17 protein-coding genes and 1 rRNA gene are annotated in these 23,865 nt (G+C 28.6%); 10 read left to right on the forward strand and 8 right to left on the reverse strand.

From position 1 onward, the window contains the following. Positions 1–117: 117 nt before the first annotated feature. The 3 genes from xerD to EPJ79_RS05985 all read left to right on the forward strand — a co-directional run bounded on the left by xerD (position 118) and on the right by EPJ79_RS05985 (position 3,937). A complete protein-coding gene (gene xerD, locus EPJ79_RS05975) occupies positions 118–1,044 on the forward strand; it encodes a site-specific tyrosine recombinase XerD (protein WP_147738804.1) in 927 nt (308 codons plus the stop codon). A 31-nt stretch (positions 1,045–1,075) separates the two neighbouring features. After that, entirely contained in the window at positions 1,076–3,355 is a 2,280-nt protein-coding gene (locus tag EPJ79_RS05980; protein ID WP_147529414.1) for a hypothetical protein, read from the forward strand. A 90-nt stretch (positions 3,356–3,445) separates the two neighbouring features. Further along, positions 3,446–3,937, forward strand: coding sequence for a tRNA (cytidine(34)-2'-O)-methyltransferase (locus EPJ79_RS05985; RefSeq protein WP_147738805.1), 492 nt, complete (start codon positions 3,446–3,448; stop codon positions 3,935–3,937). A 51-nt stretch (positions 3,938–3,988) separates the two neighbouring features. Here EPJ79_RS05985 and prmC read toward each other — a convergent pair whose 3' ends face one another. Next, positions 3,989–4,864, reverse strand: a complete 876-nt coding sequence (prmC, locus tag EPJ79_RS05990) for a peptide chain release factor N(5)-glutamine methyltransferase (RefSeq protein ID WP_147738806.1) — start codon at positions 4,862–4,864, stop codon at positions 3,989–3,991. 116 nt (positions 4,865–4,980) lie between these two features. Continuing rightward, a 16S ribosomal RNA gene (locus EPJ79_RS05995) occupies positions 4,981–6,495 on the reverse strand. A 314-nt stretch (positions 6,496–6,809) separates the two neighbouring features. Between EPJ79_RS05995 and EPJ79_RS06000 the strand changes: the two genes are divergently transcribed. The 4 genes from EPJ79_RS06000 (at position 6,810) to EPJ79_RS06015 (ending at position 11,472) form a co-directional block, all read left to right on the forward strand. Next, on the forward strand, positions 6,810–7,217 hold the full coding sequence (locus tag EPJ79_RS06000; protein ID WP_147738807.1) for an A1S_2505 family phage non-structural protein: 408 nt from the start codon (positions 6,810–6,812) through the stop codon (positions 7,215–7,217). A gap of 199 nt (positions 7,218–7,416) precedes the next feature. Beyond that, on the forward strand, positions 7,417–9,186 hold the full coding sequence (locus EPJ79_RS11835) for an AAA family ATPase (protein WP_244289076.1): 1,770 nt from the start codon (positions 7,417–7,419) through the stop codon (positions 9,184–9,186). Positions 9,187–9,207: 21 nt separating this feature from the next. Next, positions 9,208–10,584 (forward strand): McrC family protein, encoded by a 1,377-nt coding sequence (locus EPJ79_RS06010; protein ID WP_147738808.1) that lies wholly within the window; start codon positions 9,208–9,210, stop codon positions 10,582–10,584. 63 nt (positions 10,585–10,647) lie between these two features. Next, positions 10,648–11,472 carry an ADP-ribosylglycohydrolase family protein gene (locus EPJ79_RS06015; protein ID WP_147738809.1) on the forward strand — a complete coding sequence of 275 codons (825 nt, stop codon included), beginning with the start codon at positions 10,648–10,650 and terminating at the stop codon, positions 11,470–11,472. Positions 11,473–11,510: 38 nt separating this feature from the next. Here EPJ79_RS06015 and EPJ79_RS06020 read toward each other — a convergent pair whose 3' ends face one another. From EPJ79_RS06020 to EPJ79_RS06040, 5 genes are all read right to left on the reverse strand, one after another. Beyond that, positions 11,511–12,380 (reverse strand): arginase family protein, encoded by an 870-nt coding sequence (locus tag EPJ79_RS06020; protein WP_147738810.1) that lies wholly within the window; start codon positions 12,378–12,380, stop codon positions 11,511–11,513. Between the two features lie 96 nt (positions 12,381–12,476). Beyond that, positions 12,477–13,367 (reverse strand): DNA-methyltransferase, encoded by an 891-nt coding sequence (locus EPJ79_RS06025; RefSeq protein WP_147738811.1) that lies wholly within the window; start codon positions 13,365–13,367, stop codon positions 12,477–12,479. An 11-nt stretch (positions 13,368–13,378) separates the two neighbouring features. Further along, positions 13,379–14,239: a hypothetical protein gene (locus EPJ79_RS06030; protein WP_147738812.1), complete on the reverse strand. Its 861-nt coding sequence runs from the start codon at positions 14,237–14,239 to the stop codon at positions 13,379–13,381. Positions 14,240–14,252: 13 nt separating this feature from the next. Next, positions 14,253–15,191: a thioredoxin-disulfide reductase gene (trxB, locus tag EPJ79_RS06035; protein WP_147559941.1), complete on the reverse strand. Its 939-nt coding sequence runs from the start codon at positions 15,189–15,191 to the stop codon at positions 14,253–14,255. Between the two features lie 116 nt (positions 15,192–15,307). Beyond that, positions 15,308–16,771: an AlbA family DNA-binding domain-containing protein gene (locus tag EPJ79_RS06040; RefSeq protein ID WP_147738813.1), complete on the reverse strand. Its 1,464-nt coding sequence runs from the start codon at positions 16,769–16,771 to the stop codon at positions 15,308–15,310. A 227-nt stretch (positions 16,772–16,998) separates the two neighbouring features. Here EPJ79_RS06040 and EPJ79_RS06045 point away from each other — a divergent pair, with 227 nt between their 5' ends. Then, positions 16,999–18,336, forward strand: a complete 1,338-nt coding sequence (locus tag EPJ79_RS06045) for a UDP-N-acetylmuramoyl-tripeptide--D-alanyl-D-alanine ligase (RefSeq protein ID WP_147738814.1) — start codon at positions 16,999–17,001, stop codon at positions 18,334–18,336. A gap of 3 nt (positions 18,337–18,339) precedes the next feature. On the opposite strand, the gene EPJ79_RS06050 is transcribed toward EPJ79_RS06045, so the two are convergent. Then, entirely contained in the window at positions 18,340–19,686 is a 1,347-nt protein-coding gene (locus tag EPJ79_RS06050) for a transglycosylase SLT domain-containing protein (RefSeq protein ID WP_147560155.1), read from the reverse strand. Between the two features lie 229 nt (positions 19,687–19,915). Here EPJ79_RS06050 and EPJ79_RS11720 point away from each other — a divergent pair, with 229 nt between their 5' ends. Then, positions 19,916–20,860, forward strand: coding sequence for a hypothetical protein (locus EPJ79_RS11720; protein WP_208745255.1), 945 nt, complete (start codon positions 19,916–19,918; stop codon positions 20,858–20,860). Positions 20,861–21,037: 177 nt separating this feature from the next. After that, positions 21,038–23,854: a DEAD/DEAH box helicase family protein gene (locus EPJ79_RS06060; protein WP_147738815.1), complete on the forward strand. Its 2,817-nt coding sequence runs from the start codon at positions 21,038–21,040 to the stop codon at positions 23,852–23,854. The last annotated feature ends 11 nt before the right edge of the window (positions 23,855–23,865 follow it).

Here is a 23,865-nt window from a genome sequence, read left to right on the forward strand (position 1 = left end):
ATATTATGTTTAAATAAATAGCGGACATTGTCGATAATATATATAAGTCAACAAAATACTATAAAATTTTTATGTTGACTTTATTATGTATATATTTAATTTAAGAGGCAATTTTCAATGTCAGTAAAGCAGATTTCAGACAAAGAAATACTATCAATGTATTTAAACTACGAGAGAGTGGAAAAGGGCTTATCTTTAAATACTCTTGAATCCTATGGCAGAGATTTAGCGATATATCTCGATTTTTTAAGCAGAAATAAAAAAAGCGTATTAAAAGTTAGCAGAAGCGATATTGAAAAATTTTTAGACGAAAGAAAAGAACAAGGCGCAAAATCTAGAACTGTGGCAAGAAATAAAGTTAGCGTTGTTAATCTCTATAAATTTTTGGTAATGGAAAATTATATTACAAAAAATCCAACCGATAATTTGGAGATTATAAGATTAAAAAGAAATTTGCCCGAATCTCTTACATCGCTTGAAGTTGAAAATTTAATTTCTGTTCATAACGAAAAAACCGATAAAGGCTTGAGAGATAAGGCTATTTTTGAGCTTATGTATTCTTCGGGCTTAAGAGTAAGCGAAATTTGTTCTTTGAAAATTGAAGATATATCTTTTGAAGGAAAATATTTAAGAATATTTGGAAAAGGCAAGAGAGAGAGAATCGTCCCAATTAACGATAGCGCTTTAGATATACTTAAAAGATACATAAATACAAGCAGAGTAATTTTAGTAAAAGGTAAAGATACCAACGAATTATTTTTAAATTTTAGAGGAGATAAAATTTCAAGAGTAGGAATTTGGAAAATAGTAAAAGAGGCTATGAGAAAGAGCGGAGTTGAAAAAAATATTCATCCTCATACTTTTAGGCATAGTTTTGCAACGCATTTAATTCAGCATGGGGCGGATTTAAGAGCGGTGCAAAGAATGTTAGGACACTCGGATATAACGACAACGGAAATATATACTCATGTTGATTCTTCACATTTGAAAAAACAAATTGACAAACATCCTAAACATCCTAAACATACGAGAGAAAATATATAATTAAAATATAAATAAAGGAATAATTTTAAAAATGAAAAAAAGCATATTAGCCACGACTATATTATTATTAATTTCAGTTTCGCTTATATTATTGACTTTTGGAATCAGCGAAAGAATAGCCATAATAAATTATAATAACGAATCTACTCAATATAAATTAGACGAAGACAATAAATTTCGTAGAATAGATATGTATAATCCCGACTCGCTTTCTTTAGCTACAGTAAAACCTATATACGATTACGATTTAGCTGTAGATTTGGAAGATTTTTATTTTAAAGAAAATATAAGCGCCGACAATAAAATAGAACTTTTGAATCAAGAATTATTATTAAGCGAAAACGAATTAAACGGAAATATGCCAAATCCAAATGTTTTGCCCGCTTTAGTATTTTCTGCAAATAATACGGATTCCGCTGCGGATAAATTAAGCGAAGCGGTTAATACGGCTATAAGAAATTCAAGAAATAGAGAAGCGCCGAGAGTTTCTATAGATTTGTCTAAAATTTCTGTTTTCAGATACGAACCCGTTGTAATAAACGCTTCAATATACACGGGAGATTTTATAAAAAATATAAGCATATATGTTAGATATAAATCGGATAAAATTGTAAAAAAGAACGGAGACGATAGATACGCTATAAATGTATTTAAAGTTCAAAACTCTCAATATAAAGGAACTTATTTGCATCCTTTCGGCGGAACTTTAGGAGAATATCAAGCCGTAGTTTTAGTTCAAACTGCAAAAGGAATATACGGATATACTAAAGATTTTACCGTAAAAGGAAGACAATCGCCGCCTGCAAAAGAAACTAAAAAAATAGCGACTTTAGAATATGCTATAGATTTAACAACAAAAAAAGTGCCGAGCGTTGAAACGGGAGAGTTAACAACTTACGATGCTATATACGATTGGATAAGATATATGAAATGCGATATATTTTGGGCTATAGGCGGACAAACTACGGGCTGGACAAAAGGCATTAACTCTGACGAGCCTTGGTCAAAAGATATGATTAAAAATATTGAAAATTTAGCGTCTAGCAAGAAAAAAGGAAATGTTGAACTTGGCGCTTATGTTATGAGTTATTTTGCCGCAGGAGGCGGAGCGAGAAAAGGAGGATACGATGTTTCAATAGGTTATAATTCTGAAACAAAAAGTTTGGTTGAAAGCAGACATATATCTTTAGCCGATACTAAAAGAGTTCAAGATATAATAGATATTTTAAAAAGATACGATTCTAACCCAAATATTTCTTATGTCGGATTGGATTTTATAAGAACGGGAGAAGTTGACGGTTATGAAATGGTTGATGAAATGGTAGAGCTTACGGGCATTTATGTTCCCGCTAATTGGAATACAATGAATAAACAAGCGAGAATGAGATGGCTTGCAGTTAACAGAGGAAAAAAAGAAATTGGAATGAAATGGCGATGGTTTAGAGCGCATAAAGAATCTTTAATAATAAAACAAATAAAAGAATCGGGAATAAAGAAAAAATTATGGGCTTTCACTTTAGGTTGGGCGCAAGGGCAAGAACATGGACAGGACCCTTATATGTTTTTTGATGCGGGAATAGATTATGATGCGGTTATGATATACGAAGCGAACAGAGCGCAGCATGTCGGTATGCTTGCAAGTTGGCCCAGATATTTATCGGGAGAATATAATACTTTAGTCGGCAATATGATTGATAATAGACTTCAAGATGGAAGTTTAAGACCCGAATTAGAATATATGAAGAGAGTTTACGAATCGGAAGCGAAATTTAATAGAAGCAGTAGAATAAGAGGAGTATTCTTTCATGATATTTCAAGAATGTTATGGTCCAAATATAAAGGCTATGGAAATACTATAAGAGAATGGGCTAATATAAACGCTTCGATAGTTTCAAGAATAGAAGAAAAATATTCTGAAAATCCTTTTAATGTTAGCGTTAAACTTGACGAGAAAAGCAGAACTGGAATTTTGACTATAGTTAATAGAACTTCAAAACAACAAAAAAATGTTTCTATAAAAACGGATTTATCTCAAGCGTTATCGGCTATAGCTCTTGATTACGACACTATAAATATAGAAGCGGGCGAAACTGCAGAGATAAATTTTAAATACGCTTACGGAGGAAGTAGATATTCTTCTTTAATGTCTTTTAGAGTAATATCCGATTCGGGAGAAGAAAATGTCGCTGTAGCCTATACTTTATTGCATACTTTAATTCCTAAACCCGAACCCGTAAAAGACGAAAGCGCGATTATAGCCAAAGGTGAAGAATCTAAAAGCAATAGTGAAAAAAATACAAAAGACAATTAATTTATTATAAATAAAAAATAAGAGGGGATTGATTTTTGCAATTCCCTTTTTTTATTCAAAAATTATTTAATAAATAGAATAATATTTTTTATGGAAAAATACAAAGAAGAAATTTTTAATAATTTTAATATATCAATCGCTCTCTATCGTCCTGAAATACCCGCAAATACGGGAAATATTGGAAGGCTATGCGTTGGGCTTGGAATAACTTTGCATATCGTCTCAAAACCTTCTTTTATTTTAAGTTCAAAAGAGATAAGGCGGGCGGGATTGGATTATTGGGAAAATTTAAATCTTATAAAACATGAAAACGAAAATACTTTTTTGGAATATTCTAAAAAAAATAATTTGAGAATAGTTCCCGTTTCAAAATTCGGAAATATAAGATTCGATAAATTTGATTATTCAAATAAAGATATATTTCTTTTTGGAAGAGAGAGTTCGGGTTTAAGAGAATCTTTATGGGAAAATAATTTAGATAATTCGATTTATATTCCAATGACGGGTAAAGTTCGTTCAATTAATCTTTCTAATTCTGCGGCTATAATTTCTTACGAAGCTTTAAAGCGTATTAAACTTTAATTAATTTTTACGATTGATTATATTATCTATAAAATGAAATACTTAAAATAATTAATATAATTTTTTATTTGCAATATAATTATGACAAATCAAAAATCTATCCTTACCGCTCAAATCTTTCTTAATCTCTGCATTTTTTATATTAAAACTTTCGCATATATTAATTAATTCTTTTCCTTGATTAAATCCAATTTCAAAGAAAAAAGCACCGTTATATTTTAAATATCTATCTATAATATTAAAAAAATTTCTGTAAAAATCCATTCCGTCATAACCAGAATATAAAGCGTTTTCAGGCTCAAAATTTAAATCTCTTTGCAAATTATCTTTATCTTTCAAAGCGACATAAGGAGGATTTGAAACTATTATATCAAATTTATTTTTGGGAGTAAAACTTAAAGCGTCCGCATTTATTATATTTATTAAATTTTTATTTTGCAAAATATTCTCGCAATTTTTTTTTATAACTTGCATAGCTTTTTCGCTTATTTCAATAGCGGTTATATCTGCATTTTCAAAAAGTTTTTTTAAAGTTATAGCAATATTTCCGCATCCCGCTCCTATATCGCAAACAGAAAATTTTTTATTTTTTTTATCAATATATTCTTTAATCAAGTCAATAATCTCTTCCGTTTCGACTCTCGGAATAAGAACGGAATTATTGACATAAAAATCAATTCCGTAAAATTCTTTTTTATTTGTAATATATGCTATAGGCTCAAAATTAAGTCTTCTATTTATAAGAGTTTCAATTCTATTAATTTCATTTTCGTTTAATTCTATAAGCGCATTTGAAATAAGTTTTGTTTTGCTCAAATTAAGAGAATGTGAAATTAAAATTTGAGTTTCAATATAAGCGATTTTATAATCTTTTGTAATTTCGATTAATTTTTTTGAATAATAATTTAAAGCCTGATTGATATTCATAATAATTATATTATTAAAAATAAAAACCAGCCATAAAGCTGGTTAATATGAGTTAAGATATAAAAAATGCTTTCAAATATGAATAGCAGTAAGATTTAAGTCGGACATCTCCGAATAAAGGAGGTGATCCAGCCACACCTTCCGGTACGGCTGCCTTGTTACGACTTCACCCTCATCATCAGTCCCACCTTCGGCGCCGCCCTCCTTGCGGTTAGGCTAACGACTTCAGGTAAAACCAACTCCGATGGCGTGACGGGCGGTGTGTACAATCCCCGGGAACGTATTCACCGTAGCGTTCTGATCTACGATTACTAGTGATTCCAACTTCATGGAGTCGAGTTTCAGACTCCAATCCGAACTGAGGCAACTTTTTTGAGATTTGCTCCACCTCGCGGTCTCGCTTCTCTTTGTAATTGCCATTGTAGCACGTGTGTAGCCCTGGACATAAGGGCCATGAGGACTTGACATCATCCCCACCTTCCTCCTACTTAAACGTAGGCGGTCCCCTAAGAGTGCCCGACATTACTCGGTAGCAACAAAGGGTAAGGGTTGCGCTCGTTGCGGGACTTAACCCAACATCTCACGACACGAGCTGACGACAGCCATGCAGCACCTATGTTAAATGTCCTTGCGGTCTGACATATCTCTATATCATTCATCTAACAATTCAAACCCAGGTAAGGTTTTTCGCGTATCATCGAATTAAACCACATGCTCCACCACTTGTGCGGGGACCCGTCAATTTCTTTGAGTTTCACCCTTGCGGGCATACTCCTCAGGCGGCACACTTAAGACGTTAGCTACGGCACGCCTATTTTAATAGGAGCACCTAGTGTGCAACGTTTACGGCTGGGACTACCAGGGTATCTAAGCCTGTTTGCTCCCCCAGCTTTCGTGATTCAGCGTCGATAAATGCCCAGATGACTGCCTTCGCTATAGGTGTTCTTCTCGATATCTATACATTCCACCGCTACACCGAGAATTCCATCATCCCCTACAATATCCAAGAACCACAGTATCCGAGGCGTTTCCGAAGTTGAGCTTCGATATTTCACCTTAGACTTATAGTTCCGCCTACTCACCCTTTACGCCCAGTAAATCCGAGCAACGTTTGCCTCCTACGTATTACCGCGGCTGCTGGCACGTAGTTAGCCGAGGCTTACATTATCTACTGTCACTCATTCTTCGATAATTTCCAAGGTTTACAACCCGAAGGCCTTCATCCCTCACGCGATGTCGCTCCATCAGACTTTCGTCCATTGTGGAAGATTCTCAGCTGCTGCCTCCCGTAGGAGTCTGGGCCGTATCTCAGTCCCAATGTGGCCGGTCACCCTCTCAGGTCGGCTACCTATCGTAGCTTTGGTGGGCTTTTATCTCACCAACAGGCTAATAGGCCGCAGGCTCATCGTAAAGCGGATTGCTCCTTTCCTCTACTACGCTTTAGCGTCAAGAGTATATGCGGTATTAGTCCATGTTTCCATGGGTTATCCCCCACTCTACGGCAGATTACCTACGTGTTACTCACCAGTTCGCCGCTAACTTATCCAGTTGCCCGAATAAGCCCGCTCGACTTGCATGCTTAAGACGCATCGCCAACGTTCGCTCTGAGCCAGAATCAAACTCTCCATACTCAAATTATTTTATCACTCTATCGAGTAATGATTTACTTATGCAAGAAATTGTTACAAATTGTAACTTTGGGTCTTTTGAACTATTTAAGTTCTACACCAGTTGTGTTTGTTTTTCTTAAATTGCTTCTGCTATCCATATTTCAAAGAACTTTTTAATCTTTTGTTTATCAATTATAGCATTAAAAAAAAAAATGTCAATACTTTTTAACCCATTTTTTTAAAAAAATTCGCATTGCATAAATAAAAATGCCGTTATATAATACATATCATACATATTTTAAAGATTTTAAAATAAAAATTTAGGAGAAAATATCATGAAAAGAGTATCGGCAAGATATATAGACAAATTGGCAGATAATGAAATATTTGTTTTTGGAAGCAATACGCAAGGAGCGCATGGCGGAGGAGCGGCAAAAATGGCAATGAACTTTGGCGCAATTTACGGAAAACCTTTCGGACTTCAAGGAAAAACTTTTGCAATTCCTACGGTTGATTATACAAAGAGCGGTAAAATGTCAATCGAAAGTATAAAAGAATATGTCGATAAATTTTTAGAATTTACGAAAGAAAATAAAGATAAAAAATTTTTGGTTACAGAAATAGGTTGCGGAATAGCGGGCTTTAAAGTTTCGGATATAGCGCCTTTATTCAAAGAAGCGATTAAAGACAAATACGACAATGTATATTTACCGCAAAGTTTTATTGATTATTTAATGAAATAAAAATTATATACAATTATAACTATAAATAATTTTTTAGAAATAATTAATATATCTTCGTAAAATTGAAATATAATTTTTTTAATATATAATATATCTATATAATTTTAGGATTTTTATATGGCAAGAAATTTTTACAAACTTATATTAAAATTAAATTTATTTATAATTATGTTTTCATTGTAAAGGAGCATTTATTAAGTTGAGCGAATATATTTATTTTGGTAGTAAATGGGGAGAGAAAAAAAAGCCACTTCTTAATATATTTTTAAATCATAAAGTGGCGTTTGCAGGGCTAGGCTCTTTAGACAAAGTAAATAATTATAAGAAAAAATTTAAGAAAGATACAAAAATAGCTATTAAAGAAGGGACTGAAGTAAAGGCTGTAGGTATTGCAGAAGAAGATTTTAACTCTTTAAATAATTTAGGAATTAATTTTTCAGATGAGGAATTGGAACAGTTTGACTATGCTGTAGATGAAACGGTATTAGCGGTAAAAGTAAAATTATTTAAATTATCGGAAGAAGATTGTTTTAAATATCCAGCGGCAATAGACAGATGCAAACCTATTAAAAGTAACGAAGATATTATAAATAAAATTGACAAATTAATAAAAAAATATTCTGGAGAAAAAATGAAAGAAGAAATAAAAGAATTATTAATTCAAAATAAAAACCTAATCTTAACGGGAGCGCCGGGAACGGGCAAAACCTACTTGGCTAAACAAGTAGCTTCCAAAATAATATTAAATAAAGATTATGACGAAAGCGTTGAAAATGATATTAATTTTAAAGAACAATGCGCATTCGTGCAATTCCATCCTTCCTACGATTATACAGATTTTGTGGAAGGTTTGCGCCCTAAAAACGATAACGGAAATATTGGTTTTGAAAGAAAAGACGGAGTTTTTAAAGCTTTCTGTAAAAAAGCTCTTAAAAATTTAAAAGATAGTCAAAAAGATATTACTACTTTAAATTATGATGAAATTATAAAAAAATATTTAGAAGATTTTTATAATGATGTAAGTGTAGAAATAGCTGATAATAGCGAAGGATATAAAATACATGGAATAGGCGGAGGAATTGCTGCACCTATTATAGAAATAAATTACAATAAAAGTGAAGCGGAATTAGACTACACCGTAAAAACTAAAAATGGCAATGAATATAAATTTAATAATAAATTAGATTTAATAGCAGATTATTATAAAAAATTTGTTTCTAAAAAACCAAACGAATGGAAATACAAAGATTTTGTTGATACTCTAAATGTAAAAGGCTATCATACATATATTTACGGTTTTTTAAAATCATTTTATGATAAATATAATGAAAAAATAGAACAAGAAAAAAATAATATAACGGTTCAAGAAGTAGAAAAGAGAGATTTTGTATTTATAATAGACGAAATAAACAGAGGCGAAATTTCAAAAATTTTTGGCGAATTATTCTTTTCGGTTGATTCTGGCTATAGAGGGGAAAAAGGAAAAGTCCAAACTCAATACGCAAATTTAATCGAGGATGGAGACCAGTTTAAAGACGGTTTTTATATTCCCGAAAATGTTTATATAATCGGAACTATGAACGATATTGACAGAAGCGTTGAAAGTATGGATTTCGCTATGCGTAGACGATTCGCTTGGAAAGAGATTAAAGCCGAAGACACTCAAAATATGCTTGACGAATATAAATGGGAAAATAAAATTGACGCCGATATAATTCAAAGCGCTAAAGAAAAAATGAATAAATTAAACGAAGCGATATCAAATACGCAAGAATTATCTGACGCTTATAATATCGGAGCTTCCTATTTCTTAAAATTAAATAATTATTATAAAGATAATAATAAAAAAGAGGCTTTTAAAAAGTTATGGGAAAATCACTTAAATATTATTTTATTTGAATATACGAGAGGAATGCCAAACCAAAAAGATATTATTGATAAGCTGAAGAAAGAAATTATTGAAGAATAATAAATTAAATTAGGTATAATAATGAAATGCATTCCATTAATAGATAATAGAAGTCATGCGATTAACGATTTAAAATATTTTGAAACCGAAGAAACTATTTCAGAAGAAGATATAAATTCATTAGAAAAAATATCTCACAGAACTATAAAAAATATAATAGAAAACGATAATTTATTGATATTTCCAAGCGATTTAAATAAAAGTAAAGATATTGACAAAAGTAAAACTATTTTTAATATTTATAATGATAAAATATTAACAAATAATTTAATGGGTTTTATAGGCTATAACGATACTCAAATAAAAATTACTTCAAGATTTGCTTCAAACGAAAATGATTATTTTCTTCACTATATGCTGCAAAAAGTTTTATGTTTAAATATATTTGATTTGCAACATTCTACCAATAAAGACGATTCTTTTGATTTTTTGATTTATATGTTTCTTGATTTATTTCAAAAAGCGATTAGACAAGGAATTTTTAAAAGCTATCAAAAGAGAAAATATAACGATGCAAATGTTAGAGGCGTTATTGATATAAATCGACATATAAAAAATAATATTCCTTTCAATGGAAAGATTGCATATAATACGAGAGAATATAGCTATGACAATAATATAACTCAATTAATAAGACATACGATAGAATATATAAACACGAAAAGCAGAGGAATTTTAAATATAAACGAAGATATAAAAAGCGGAGTATTTCAAATAATTGAAGCGACTAAAAGATACGATAAAAATAAAAGACAAAGTATAATAAATAAAAATCTAAAAAAATTAAATCATCCATATTTTTACGAATACGAACCTTTAAGAAAAATATGCATTCAAATATTAAGGCATGAAGAATTAAAATACGGACGAGAAGAAAATAAAATTTACGGCATTTTATTTGACGGCGCTTATCTTTGGGAAGAATATATTTGGACGATATTAAAAGATTTGAATTTTAAACATCCTGAAAATAAAACTGGAAAAGGTGGAATAAATTTATTAGAAAAAGATTGGGAAGTTTTTCCAGATTTTTATAAAATAAATAATGAAAAAAATATTGTATTAGATACTAAATATAAAAGATTAGAAAATAAAGATATCGATAGAAATGATAAACATCAAATAATTTCTTATGTTTATACTTTGGGCGCTAAAATCGGAGGTTTCGTTTATCCTTCGGAAAATAAAGAATTTAGTTTTGACAATATAGGAATTTTAAATAGAGAATATAATAAAAACATTTTGGAAGATTATAGTCCTTCAATTTTTAAATACGCTTTCTTAATACCAAATAAAAAATCAAACAAAGAAAATTTTGAAAATATTAACGACTTTAAAAAGGAAATTGAAAAATCGGAAAATGATTTTAAGGAAAAAATCAAAAACGAATTTCAATAATTTATCATTTTAAAATATTTTAATTTATGATATGATAAAGCGATTAAATTACATGGAGAAAATATGCTTGGAGCTATAATTGGAGATATTGTCGGTTCTATATACGAATTCGACAATATTAAAACAAAAGATTTTAATCTATTTACAAACGAAATGTTTTTTACGGACGATACGGTTATGACTGTAGCGATTGCGGACGCCATTATAAACGGTGCTAAACCCGAAAATTTTATTTTGTCAATGAAAAAATGGGGAGTCGATTATATTGATAAAAGTTATGGGCGTTCTTTTAGAAGATGGCTTAAATCCGAAAATTCCGAGCCTTATAACAGCTGGGGAAACGGTTCTGCGATGCGAGTGTCTCCATGCGGCTGGGTTGCAAAATTAAGCGAACCTTTTGAAGAAGGATTAAAATTAACGGAAGATTTGGCTAAAAAATCCGCCGAAGTTACGCATAATCATCCCGAAGGAATAAAAGGAGCGCAAGCTACGGCATCGTCAATATTTTTTATGCGTCATGGAAAATCAAAAAACGCTATTGAAGAATATAAAAATAAACTTAAAGATTATATACAAAATAAATATAAATACGATTTAAATTTTACTCTAAATGAAATTCGTCCTTCTTACGCTTTTAATGAAAGTTGTCAAAAAACCGTTCCTCAAGCCATAGTTTCATTTTTGGAAAGCGAAAATTTTGAAGACGCAATAAGAAATGCAATTTCAATCGGAGGCGATAGCGATACTCTTGCTGCAATTACGGGAAGCATTGCAGAAGCCTCCTACGGAATTCCCGAAGATATAAAAGAGAAAGCTATAAGTTATTTAGATAATAAAATTAAAGAATTATATAATAAATGGGTTAATTTTATCAACTTAAAAAATTAATCTTAAATTAGTTTAATAGAAATAAATTAAATAAATTTTTAATTAATTAAAGGCAATCTATCAAGAATATTTTTTATCATAATCTCAACTCTCGGGATATGTTCCGCTATAGTTAAACCTACAATTTCTTTTTCTTTAGCGATATCGTTTATAACTCTAACTACTTCTTTTATTTTCATTCCGTTTTCAACGACTCCGACAGCCGCTATTAATTCTTTAGGTTCGAGGACATCCAAATCAAAATGAATTAAAACTTTTGAAGCGCCGCATTCTTTAAGCCATTTTATTATTAAGTCGCTATTTTTAGAAACTTCTTTAGGAGTCAAATGTTTAATTCCGTATTTTTGTTGTCTTAATTTTATCTCTTCTCTCTCCCAATCTCTTATTCCAACCAATAAAATTTTTGAAGCGTCTATTTTGCTTGGAAGAGCGGACATTATATTTTTATCGCCTTCACCTATACAAGCCGTTAAAGCCATTGCATGATATCCTGCATAAGAATCGTTTGGAAGAGTAATATCAGGATGAGCGTCAATCCAAATTATAGCGATATCGTTATTATATTTTTTATTAAGAAAAGTAAAAGGAATTACGCTTACGGAACATTCTCCGCCGAATACTATTATTTTATCGGGATTATTTTTTTCAAGTATTTTAAGAGCTTCTTTGCTTTGATTAAGAATAAAATCATAATCCATAATTCCGTTTTTTATCTCTCTTTTGCTTATATCCATAGAAATTGGAACTTCAAAAGTTTCCTGAAAGTCGTTTTTCGGAGCGAGCGTATTTAATAATTGCGCTCCCAAATAATATCCTCTTGAAGAATCCTCTTCTGAAAGCTCGGGTATACAATTAGAGATAACTCCGCCTTGCCATTGAGGATAAATTAATCTTATAGTTTTTGACATAAAATTTCCTTAATTAAATAATATTATCGTATTTTACTTATTATAATATATAATGCAAATTAATTAAATGTAAGCATAATTTTAATTATAATACAATTATGAAATTTTTTCTTTCAAGTTTAATATTCTATTATTAGCGAGATTAATATATTCTTTATTTATTTCATAACCTACAAAATTTCTATTATTCTTTATCGCAGCTATAGCTGTAGTTCCGCTTCCCATAAACGGGTCTATTACAATATCGTTTGTAAATGAAAAAAGTTTTATTAATCTATTCGGTAATTCTTCAGGAAAAGGAGCGGGATGCCCTATTCTCTTTGCGCTTTCAGTATTCATAGTCCAAACGCTTTTAGTCCATTCTATAAACTCTTCTTTAGTTATATTATCTTTTCTTAATTCTTTTTCTTCTTTATTTCTTTCTCTTTTATAATTGCCTTTAGAAAAAATTAAAATATATTCATGAACATCTCTCAATATAGGATTACTAGCGCTTTGAAAACTTCCCCAAGCCGTAGATATTCCAGCGCCTGCGGATTTATTCCAAATAATTTCACCTCGCATATTAAAACCGATTTCAATCATAATTTTTGATACATAATCGGATAACGGTATATAAGGTTTTCTGCCAATATTCGCTATATTAATACAAGCCCGTCCTCCATCAACCAATACTCTATAAGTTTCAGTAAAACAATTTTTAAGTAAACTCAAATATTCGTTTAGAGATAAATCATTATCATATTCTTTCGATACATTATAAGGCGGAGAGGTTATCATTAAATGCAGAGAATTATTAGGAATATCTTTCATATTCTCGCATGAACTAGCAATAATTGTATTTAATAATTCGTTTGGAAATTCATTAACGATAATATCAGAATTATTATTTTTTATCTCTTTATATAATTTTGAATTATAAAATTTAGAAGAATCATGAGCTACTCTTCCTTTCGTTCCAAATGAGCTTGTTTTAGTTCCTTTCATTTAATAATAAATTATTCCTTTATTAATTCCAAAAATTTTGACGCAATATCTTCATTGCTTTTTTCTTTACTTGCAATTTTAATAATATTTCCAAGTTCTTGTTTTGAAAGCATTGCAGAAAAATAATTAAGTTCATTAGATAATAAATTTTCTAATAAATCTAATAAATCTTTTTCTTTATCTATAGTTTTAAAACCAAAATTAGGAGTTTCTTTTATATATTTTGTTTCTGTAGGATTAGGATTTAACGAAATAAAAGATTGTATTACTCCCGTCTTTTTCAACATATCGACTTTTTTAATATAATTTTCGGTTATAGGACTATTGCCTAAAACAATTATAGGAATATGAGAAGATTTAATACTCGATACTCTTATATTTATAGATTTTCCTATAGCTTTAAGCATAGAGTCACTTCTTAAAAGTGATGGATTACCGCAATGTGTTTTATAATCTCCTATGCATATTACTTTATTATTTTCAAGTTTATAATTTGAGATTATACTCATCTTAACTTCAAATATTATTTTTATATTTTCTGATTTTTGATTTGTATCTACCGTTTTACAAAATGCAATATCTGCGCTTGATTGTTTAGTTAAACCAATTTCTTCGCATACTACATTATTTAACGCGTATAGATTAAACTTTTTAGCTATAGGATATAAAATATTTTTAGCCCAAGTTTCAGTAAAATGTCCTATTAAACTATTTCTCGATTGTAAAGTAAGATTTTGTTGTTTATCCTTGTCTTTCGGAATATAAGCAAAATATTCTCCATTTAGGTTATAAAAAAGTTTTTCTTTAGAAGCAAATTTTTTTAAGGATTCGTTAAAAAATTCTATTTCTACGCTATTATTCCATAAATTCATTGGTTTATATATCCTATAAATGCTGTAAATATTCCGTAGCCATCATTGCAGCAATTGCTCCTTCTCCGACTGCGTTTGCAACCTGACGAACTGGTTTTACTACCGAATCTCCGCATGCAAATACGCCTTTAATATTTGTAGACATTGTGGCTAAATCTACTTTTATTTGTCCTGTTTCTTTCATATCGAGTCCCGTATCTTTTAAGAAATCGGTAGCTGGCTCTTGTCCAACGAATACAAATATTCCGTCAACCGCTTGCTCATGAATTTTATTATCTAAAACATTTTTTATTTTCACGCTTGAAACTTTCTCTTCTCCGCAAATCTCTTCAATAACGGAATCTAAAACATATTCTACTTTTCCCGTGTCTGTTAAATGTTTAACATTTATCGCATCCGCTCTAAACTCTTTTCTTCTATGAACCAAATATATTTTATTTACAAATCTTGTTAAAAAATAAGATTCGTCAAAAGCGCTATTTCCTCCTCCTACAACGGCAACGGTTTTATTTCTGTAAAATGCTCCGTCACAAGTTGCGCAATATGAAACGCCTCTTCCCGAAAATTTTTCTTCTCCTTTCGCTCCCAATTTTCTAGGAAAACCGCCCATAGCGAGTATTATGCTTTTTGTTTTATAAGTTTTTCCATCGGCTGTTAATAAAGTTTTTATTTTATCGTTAATATTTTCAACTTTTATTATTTCATCGTATTCTATCGGATTTTTAGAAAATTTTTCGGCATGCTTTTGCATTCTATCGACAAGCTCAAAAGAACTTATCTCTTCGGGAAATCCTAAATAATTTTCAATAGTATCGGTATTCATCATCTGCCCGCCAATTCCTTTTTTTTCAATAAGCAAAGAATTTGTTAAAGCTCTTCCCAAATATAACATAGCTGAAAGTCCAGCGGGTCCTCCACCCACTATAATAGAATCGTATATATTTTCAGACATAAATTAACTCCTTTTATTTAATATTAATTACAAACAATAAAATATTTGTTTTATCCTTAAAACTTTTATTATATTATATATAATTTATTATAAATAGTCAAGTATTTGTTTTACAATTAAAACTTTTTGAAATGCTTATTTACATAGGCGATTATTTCGCTTGCGCTCGCTATCTCTCTTGAAGAATTTCCGACTCTTATAAAGAATTTTTCTTCTTTAGCGCCTTGTTTATTAGTTATTTTTGTATATATTGGTTTATTGCTTTTATTAATATAAACTATGCATATATCTTTGCCTTCTTCTTCTATAAAATCAATCCTTATGCATTCCGCCGAAAAAGAATTTCCGTAATAATTTTCTATAAGAGTTCTTAAATGAAGTTCAAAAAAATCTTTATTTCCCTGCTTTAAAGTGGAATAATCATAATCCAAACCTAAAATTTTTCCATCGTCCGATATTCCTATAAATAATCTTCCGCCTTCGGCATTGGCAAAAGCTGCGATTGACTTCATTATAACCTCTTCCAAAGATTTATTTATTTTTTCGCTATAACTGTCGTATCTTAAAGTAGATTTAAATTCAACTACAGCGCTTTCGCCTTCGTTTATAATTTTCTTTATATCTACATGATTTGTCATTAAATCTTCTATTATTTTTACATAATGAGTCGCAAGAACTATTATAATAGAAATCACTATAATAACAAATAAAATAAATATTAAAAGCGCGGGAACTTGTATTCTCTTTATTAAAGCCTTTTCGGGAATTATTATTCCGATTTGATTTGTATTATTTGCAACCGTAAAAATGCCTTTATATCCCCAATAATTTTTATTATTATAAGAAATTTTTAATATATCGTCTTCAGATTCAAAAAATCTTTCGGTTAGAATATTTGCAATTTCCATATAATCGGAAGGGCTTTCGTTGGTTGTAGATTCGGATATTGGAAAAGTTATTTTACTGTTTCCCGTTACCAAATAAGCGTATATATCTTTAATATTATTTATATCTATTGCCTGCAAATTAATATTAAACAAAGCGTTATATTCAAAAGCTATATCTTCGCTCGCTATATAAAGCAAATGAATATAAGGTTTATTATTTCTTACATAAAAAGAATCGATACTTATTTGTTCAAAAGGCATTGAATGATAAGCGTTACTTTCGTTATTGGTAACTATATTTCCTATAACTTTATAGCCTTCTCCTTCTTTCGTTATTGCCATATAACTATTTCCAAATCGCATTGCCGCATTTTCAATAAAGTTATGTTTAGGGAAAAAATTTGTAATTAAAACTTTGTATATATCTTCCGACTGTCCTATAGTGTCAAATATCGGCGTCATTTGCATTGAAAAATAATAAGTCGGATAATATATTTTAGAATATTCTTCAATTACATTATTTTTTACATCTTGAAATAAAGATTTAAAAATAAATTTAACGGGAATAGGACTTCGTATTTGAAAGTATATGAAAACTAATATGGCTATGAATAATATCGCTATAATAATATCTCTCAATATTTTATTTATTAATTCCGTTTTTGAGAGAAATCTCCCAGATATAACTTTCATACCATATCCATTGCCTATAATATTATGTAATTTTTTATAAATAATAACATAATGTATAATATATATCAACCTTAATATATGCGAACGGTTAAATATTTATTTTCAAATATTGACTTTTTTATTAAAGATTTCATAATTAAATTATGATAATTATTATTGACAATAATTACATTTCTTATTATAAATATTTTTATAAAATTATTTTTTAATTAAAGAGATAAAATTAAATGGGAAAAACTTGCTTAAAAGATATAATAAAAGTTGCAAAAGAATTAAAAGCCGATTATTTAAAAAATATAGAAAAAGAAGAAAATAAAGAATTATATATTTCAACCGACAGTAGAGAAGATTTTAATAACGATAAAATTTTTTTAGCGATAAAAGGAGAAAAATTTAACGGAAACGATTTCGCTTTAGATTGTTATAATAAAGGCTGCAGATATTTTATTTTAAGCGAAAACATAAAAATGCCCGAAGATGCTAAAGTTTTTTATTATGACGATACGATTATTTTTTTTATAAAACTTGCAAGAGAATATAGACGAAGATTCGATATTCCGATTATTGCTATAACGGGAAGTTGCGGAAAAACAACGACTAAAGAATTAACGGCTTTATTTTTATCGACAAAATACAAAGTTCTTAAAACGGAAGGAAATTTAAATAATGAAATCGGAGTTCCTAAAACAATTTTTAATTTAGATAAAACTTTTCAAATAGCGATTATTGAAGCGGGAATGAATCATAAAAACGAACTTTTAAGAATATCGGAAGCTATAGAATCCGATTTAATTTTAATAAATAATATTGAAGAAGTTCATTTATCTAATTTAGGCTCTATAAAAAATATAGCTTTGGCAAAAAGCGAATTATTTAATAACGCGAAAAAAAACGCTATAGCCATAATAAATAAAAATTCAAATCAAGTAGAAACTTTAATGAAAGAAGCTAAAAAGAAAAATCTAAATATAATTGAAATTGACATTAAAGATATAATTAAAATTGATAATCAAACTTTTGAATATAAAGGAATTATTTTTAAACATAATTTAATCGGAGATTTTAATTTAAATAATATTTTATCGGCATTGAAAATAGCGGAAATTTATAATACGGATTTAAAAGAATGCTCTAAAATTTTAATAAATTATAAATCGCCAAAAAATAGAATGCAGATAATAAATATAAACAAATGCATTATAATAAACGACTGCTATAATTCAAATCCTTCCGCTTTAAAAAATATGATTAATTATTTATCGAAAAGAAAAGAGAATAAAAAAATTGCGGTAATTGGAGATATGCTTGAAATTGAACCTAAAAGCGAATTCTATCATAGAGAGATTGGCGATTTGATTAATTCTTTAAATAATATAAATGTGGTTATAGCTTGCGGAAATTATTCAAAATATATTTATGAAACGGTTAATTGCGAAAAATATTATTTTGAAAAAGCGGAATATTCTATTTCTAAAATAAAAGAGTTTATAAAAGAAGATACGGCAATTTTAATAAAAGCATCTTTGGGAATGAATTTCAATATTATTATTGAAAATTTAAAATAAAAATTAATCTCTATTTACGGGAATTCTTAAAAATATTTCGCTGCCAACAGAAAGAACATTGTTTTTTAATTTATTCCAAGCCTTTATTTCCGAAATATCAATTTTAAATTTTCTCGCTATAATCCAAAGAGTATCGCCTTCTCTTATATGATACATTATATCTTTATATTCGTAATCGGGCGGAGGCAAAGATTCAAAATAAACAAATCTTCCGTCTCGAAGTCTCTCTCTTTCCTCTTCGTATTGTGCTATATCTACTTGTTTAGCGTTATCTAATCCCTGAATTGGAATCATAACCTGCTGCCCGATATTTATATTTTTAGATTTTAATTTATTTATTTCAACTATAGCCTGAATAGGAACATTATAAAATCTCGATAGATGCGAAAGAGTTTCATTCATTTTAACTTCATGCTTTCTGAAAGTAATTCTCTCTTCTGCAGGAATACTGCCAAATGTATCGTAAAATTTTTTCTCTTTTCCTTCGGGAATTCTTAAAGGATATCTAATCATTGAAGGAGGAGTTACATTTCTTGCCAAATGAGGATTTAAAGCTTTCAAATCCGCCGTGTCGACTTCAATCATTTCTGCAATTATAGATAAATCCGCCGCATCGTCAATATAAACCAAATCGCCTTGAGGAAAAATTACATTAGGCTTGTTTATTTTAAATCCGAATCTTTCGGGATTTTTAGCTATTATAACCGCCGCCACATATTTTGGTATATATTCTCTAGTTTCTTTTGGCAAAACATCCGCTTTAACTAAATCGTCAAAATTATTGCTTTTAGCTTTTTTTATAGCTCTTGAAATTCTTCCGCCCCCCGCGTTATAAGCCGCTAAAGCTATAACCCAAGATTTAAAATTTTTATCGAGTCTTATTAAATGCTCCGCCGCCGCTTTAGTTGAGCGTTCAGGGTCAAATCTATCGTCCGCCCAATAATTAACTTTAAGATTATATATAGCTCCCGTCATTGGCATAAACTGCCAAAGTCCCGCCGCTCCTGCATGCGAAATTGCTTGAGGATTAAAGCTACTTTCAATTATTGGCAAATATATCAAATCTTCGGGAACATTTTTTTCTTTAAAAACTTGTTTTATATAAGGCAAATAAATCTGCGCTCTGTCTATTATTCTTTGCATATGAGGTTTCCAATTTCCTTGATACATATTTATATAATAAGAAACTCTCTCATTTCTAAAATTATTTACATCGAAGCCTGCAAGTTCTACAACTTTTACATCTTTACCCAAAGCCTCGCCGTAAACGGTAAGCTCGTATAAATTAACTCCTTCCAAACCTTTTCTTACATACATATCGAAAGTATCGCATGAATTTACGAATAATATTAAAATCGTTAGAAAAATTGAAGTTATAATTTTATTTATTTTGTTTTTATTAATAATTTTCACCTTATTTAATTATTTAATTAAAGAATTGATAATTATATTTAACATTATTTTTTAAGATTTGCAAGCGTAAAAATATTTATAATTTTAAATTTATTGACAAATATTAGTTGTTTTGATATAACTTTTAAATAATATTTTTTAATTTATTATTAAGAGAATAAAATTTATGATAAGCATAAAAAGACGCAGACAAATAAAATTTATAATTACATTATCTATAATATTATTAATTATAATATCTACTATTCTTATATATGGATTTTATCCTTACGGTTTGCATAAAAAATATATGCATAAAGTGAAAATGCCTAAAGATAGCATAGTTTATATAAGCGCGAAAAATTTGAATAATAATTTATTAAACGAAATAAAAATATCCGATTTTTTACAAACTTTTAATAATTTAAAAAATAATTCTAATTTGTCCGCTAAAATAATTTCGTCTATTTTAAATAAAAGAAATTTCTCTATATTGTTATGGCAATATAATAATAATTTTGAAGATTCTGAATTATTTTATTTTTTAGATACGGGAAAATTGATAAATCTTTTTGCAAATAATTTTTTAAATATAAAAAAATTAAATATTGGCAAAATAGAATACGATATAAATAAAATTAATTATGACGGAATGAAATTTTTTATTGTAGGAAACGATAAACCTTTTTTATATTTTGCATTTTATAACGGACTTTTAATTATAACTAAAAATTATATAAACTTAAAAAAGATAATTTATTTTTTAAGCTCGAAAACGAATACATTAAAAGAAATTAATATTTTAAATCAAATTCCAATTTCTTATAATTCCGATATTTCATTTTATATTAATAAAAATTTATTTAATTTGCCAAATATAAATAATTTCGCTTTGCTTAATATTTTGCAATATTTTAAAAAAGATATATACGGAGCGATTAAATTAAAAGAAGATAATATTAAATTAAATATTTTTATCGATTATAAAAAAGACGATATTGACATTCTTACTCTTTATACTTTGAAAGGACTTAATAATATTCCGATTAAAATTTTCAATTATAACAATAGCGTTATAAAAAATGCGATTGTAAAATCAAATTATATTAATATTGATATTGATTTAAAATAAAGAATTAATATTTAAATCTTTTCTAAAAATATTATATATAATAAAATTCTAAATTTTTAAATATTAATATATTTTATGAACAAAATAATATATTAGAATAATAGCTTGAAAAAATAAATTTGTATGTTATACTATACATATATTCAATAAATTAATATAATTAATTAAGGATATTTAATGTTTCATTCGATAATTACTAAAAAACGAGATATTTGGTATAAATCTAAAGATTGTGCCGTAAACGGAATTATAAACTATATACAAAAACAAAATAAATTAAGAGACGCTCAAATCGAAGCTATAAAAACTTATTTATATCTCAAAATAGCATGCGATAATAAACCTTTATGGCGACTTTTTTATGAAGGAACTTTTAATTCTTTAGAGCTTGATACTCTCAAAATATCTCATAATTTACGAAAATACCTCAAAGCAAATCCACAGGCATTATCTCTCTATCAATACGCTTTATATAACAATAAGCAAAATCTTATTCAATGCATTGAAAAAGAATATAACGGTATTGATTACAAATCTTTTTTCATGAAACTTTTTTACGAAGTAGATTATACGGATTATTTATTTTCTTTACCTATGGGAGCGGGTAAAACTTATTTAATGGCAAGCTTTATTTATCTTGATTTATATTTTGCTAAAAATGAAATAAAAAATAAAAATTTCGCTCATAATTTTATTATATTAGTTCCATCAGGATTAAAAACTTCTATCTTGCCAAGCCTCAAAACTATACAAACATTTGAGCCTTCATGGATTGTTCCAGAACCGAGCGCCTCAAATCTAAAAAGATTAATAAAATTTGAAATTCTAAACGAAAGTAAAACGGATAAAAAAAGCAATAAAATTAGAAATCCGAATGTGGCAAAAATTTCTTCATATCAGCCTTATTCAAATATGTTCGGAATAGTTTTGATTACAAACGCCGAAAAAGTAATTTTAGATAAAATAGATAAAGAGCCTACCTTGTATAAAGATGCGACTAACGAAGAAAAACTTTCTTGGATAGAAGCAAACGAATTGCGTAATACGATATCAAAAATACCAAATCTCAGTATTTTTATTGACGAAGTGCATCATGCGGCAAAAGATAATATTAAACTTAGGCAAGTCGTTAATGAATGGAATAAAAACGGTTCTATAAATATGGCGGCGGGATTTTCAGGAACGCCTTACTTGAAAAATAAAGAAAAGATACAATTAAACGATATTATAATAGAATATAAAGAAATTTCTAATATCGTATATTATTATCCGCTTATTAAAGGAATAGGCAACTTCTTAAAAACTCCTACCGTAAAAATATCTTATAGTTCAAATAGATTAGAGATTGTAGAAAGCGGCTTAAGAGAATTTCTTGAAAACGATACAAAATACAAAAATAATTTAGGCTCAAAAATAGCTATTTATTGCGGGAATATTGAAAATCTTGAAAATATTATTTATCCTAAAGTATGCGAAATTCTTTTAGAATATAAAATTAACCATAACAAAGCCGTATTGAAATTTCATAAAGGAAATAGCTATTATCCAGAACCAAAAGACGCTCAATATATTTTTGATAATCTCGATTCCCCTTTATCTAAAATTAAAGTTATATTGCTTGTTCAAATCGGCAAAGAAGGTTGGGATTGCAAAAGTTTAAGCGCCGTAATATTATCTCAGGAAGGAGATTGTCCTACAAATATGACGCTTCAAACAAGCTGCAGATGTTTGCGTCAAGTAGAAAAAAATAAAGACGAAAAAGCTTTAATTTATCTTAACGAAACAAACGCTAATAAACTTTCAATGCAACTTAAAGCCGAACAACAAATAAGCATAGAAGAATTTCAAAAAGGAGCGCAAAAAGAACAAATACAAATCAATCGTTATGATAGAACAAAACAGCTAAATCTTCCGTTTATTGATTTTTATCAAATAAAACTCGAATATGAAAGCGTCCTTAATAGAAAATCGAATCCAAAAGAAGATTTATCAAAATTAGATTGTATAGAAAACGAACAAACTTTAATTATAGAAAAAGATTTTAAAGATAATATTATAAATCAAAATATCGAAGAATATATTCAAAAAGAAGAATACGCAAATTTTAATCAATGGCTTTATAAAATTCAAAAAAATAGTTTTTATACTATAAAATTAAAAGAGCTTAAAACCTATAAAGACGAACTTAAAAATATTTTTAATAATATTACTTATGCTAAAAATGAAAAACTATACTTTGACGATAAATACAATAAAACGGAAATAGAATCTTTAATAAGAAAAGCGTTCAGCGACAAAAGAGACTTTAATATAAAAAAAGAAATATTGCCTCAAAGCGCCGAACTTTTGCTTGTAGAAAGATTAATATCTCCTTTATTTGTGGAAAGCAAGGAAGAGAGAAGATTTATTCCCGAGCAAGAAGAAGTAAAATCTATTATTGACGAAGATAACGGCAAATTAGGAAGAGAGTTAACAAAAAAAGAATTGCAAGCTATAGAAATGTTAAAACAAACGGGCAACGAAGATGTAATTTCGCTTATGCAATCTAAAACTAAAAAACATCCTCATAGAGATAAAACCTATCATTATTTGCCATATAGAACCGACAGCGATTTTGAAATATCTATTTTTAATCAAATTCTTACTTTGCAGGATTTCAACGATTTTGGACTTGAAATTTATTATAACGGAGAATCTAATCTTACAAATTTCAGAATCTTTACATATAAAGATAATATAAGTTTAGGATATTATACGCCAGACTTTTTGATTATTAAACGAATTAAAAATAAAATAGATAAAATATTAATATTAGAAACTAAAGGCGCGGTTTTTTCAAAGAATTTTGAAGATAAAAAAAATTTTATGCAAGAATTTATAAATATAAATAATAAAGAATACGGCTATAATAGATTTGAATTTCTTTATATAGAAGATTCCAACGAAAAAGCTATTATAGAAATAGATAAAAAACTTAAAGATTTTTTTAGTTAAATTTTTAAAAA

The organism is Brachyspira aalborgi (assembly GCF_008016455.1).
In the GTDB taxonomy this organism is placed as follows: domain Bacteria; phylum Spirochaetota; class Brachyspiria; order Brachyspirales; family Brachyspiraceae; genus Brachyspira; species Brachyspira aalborgi.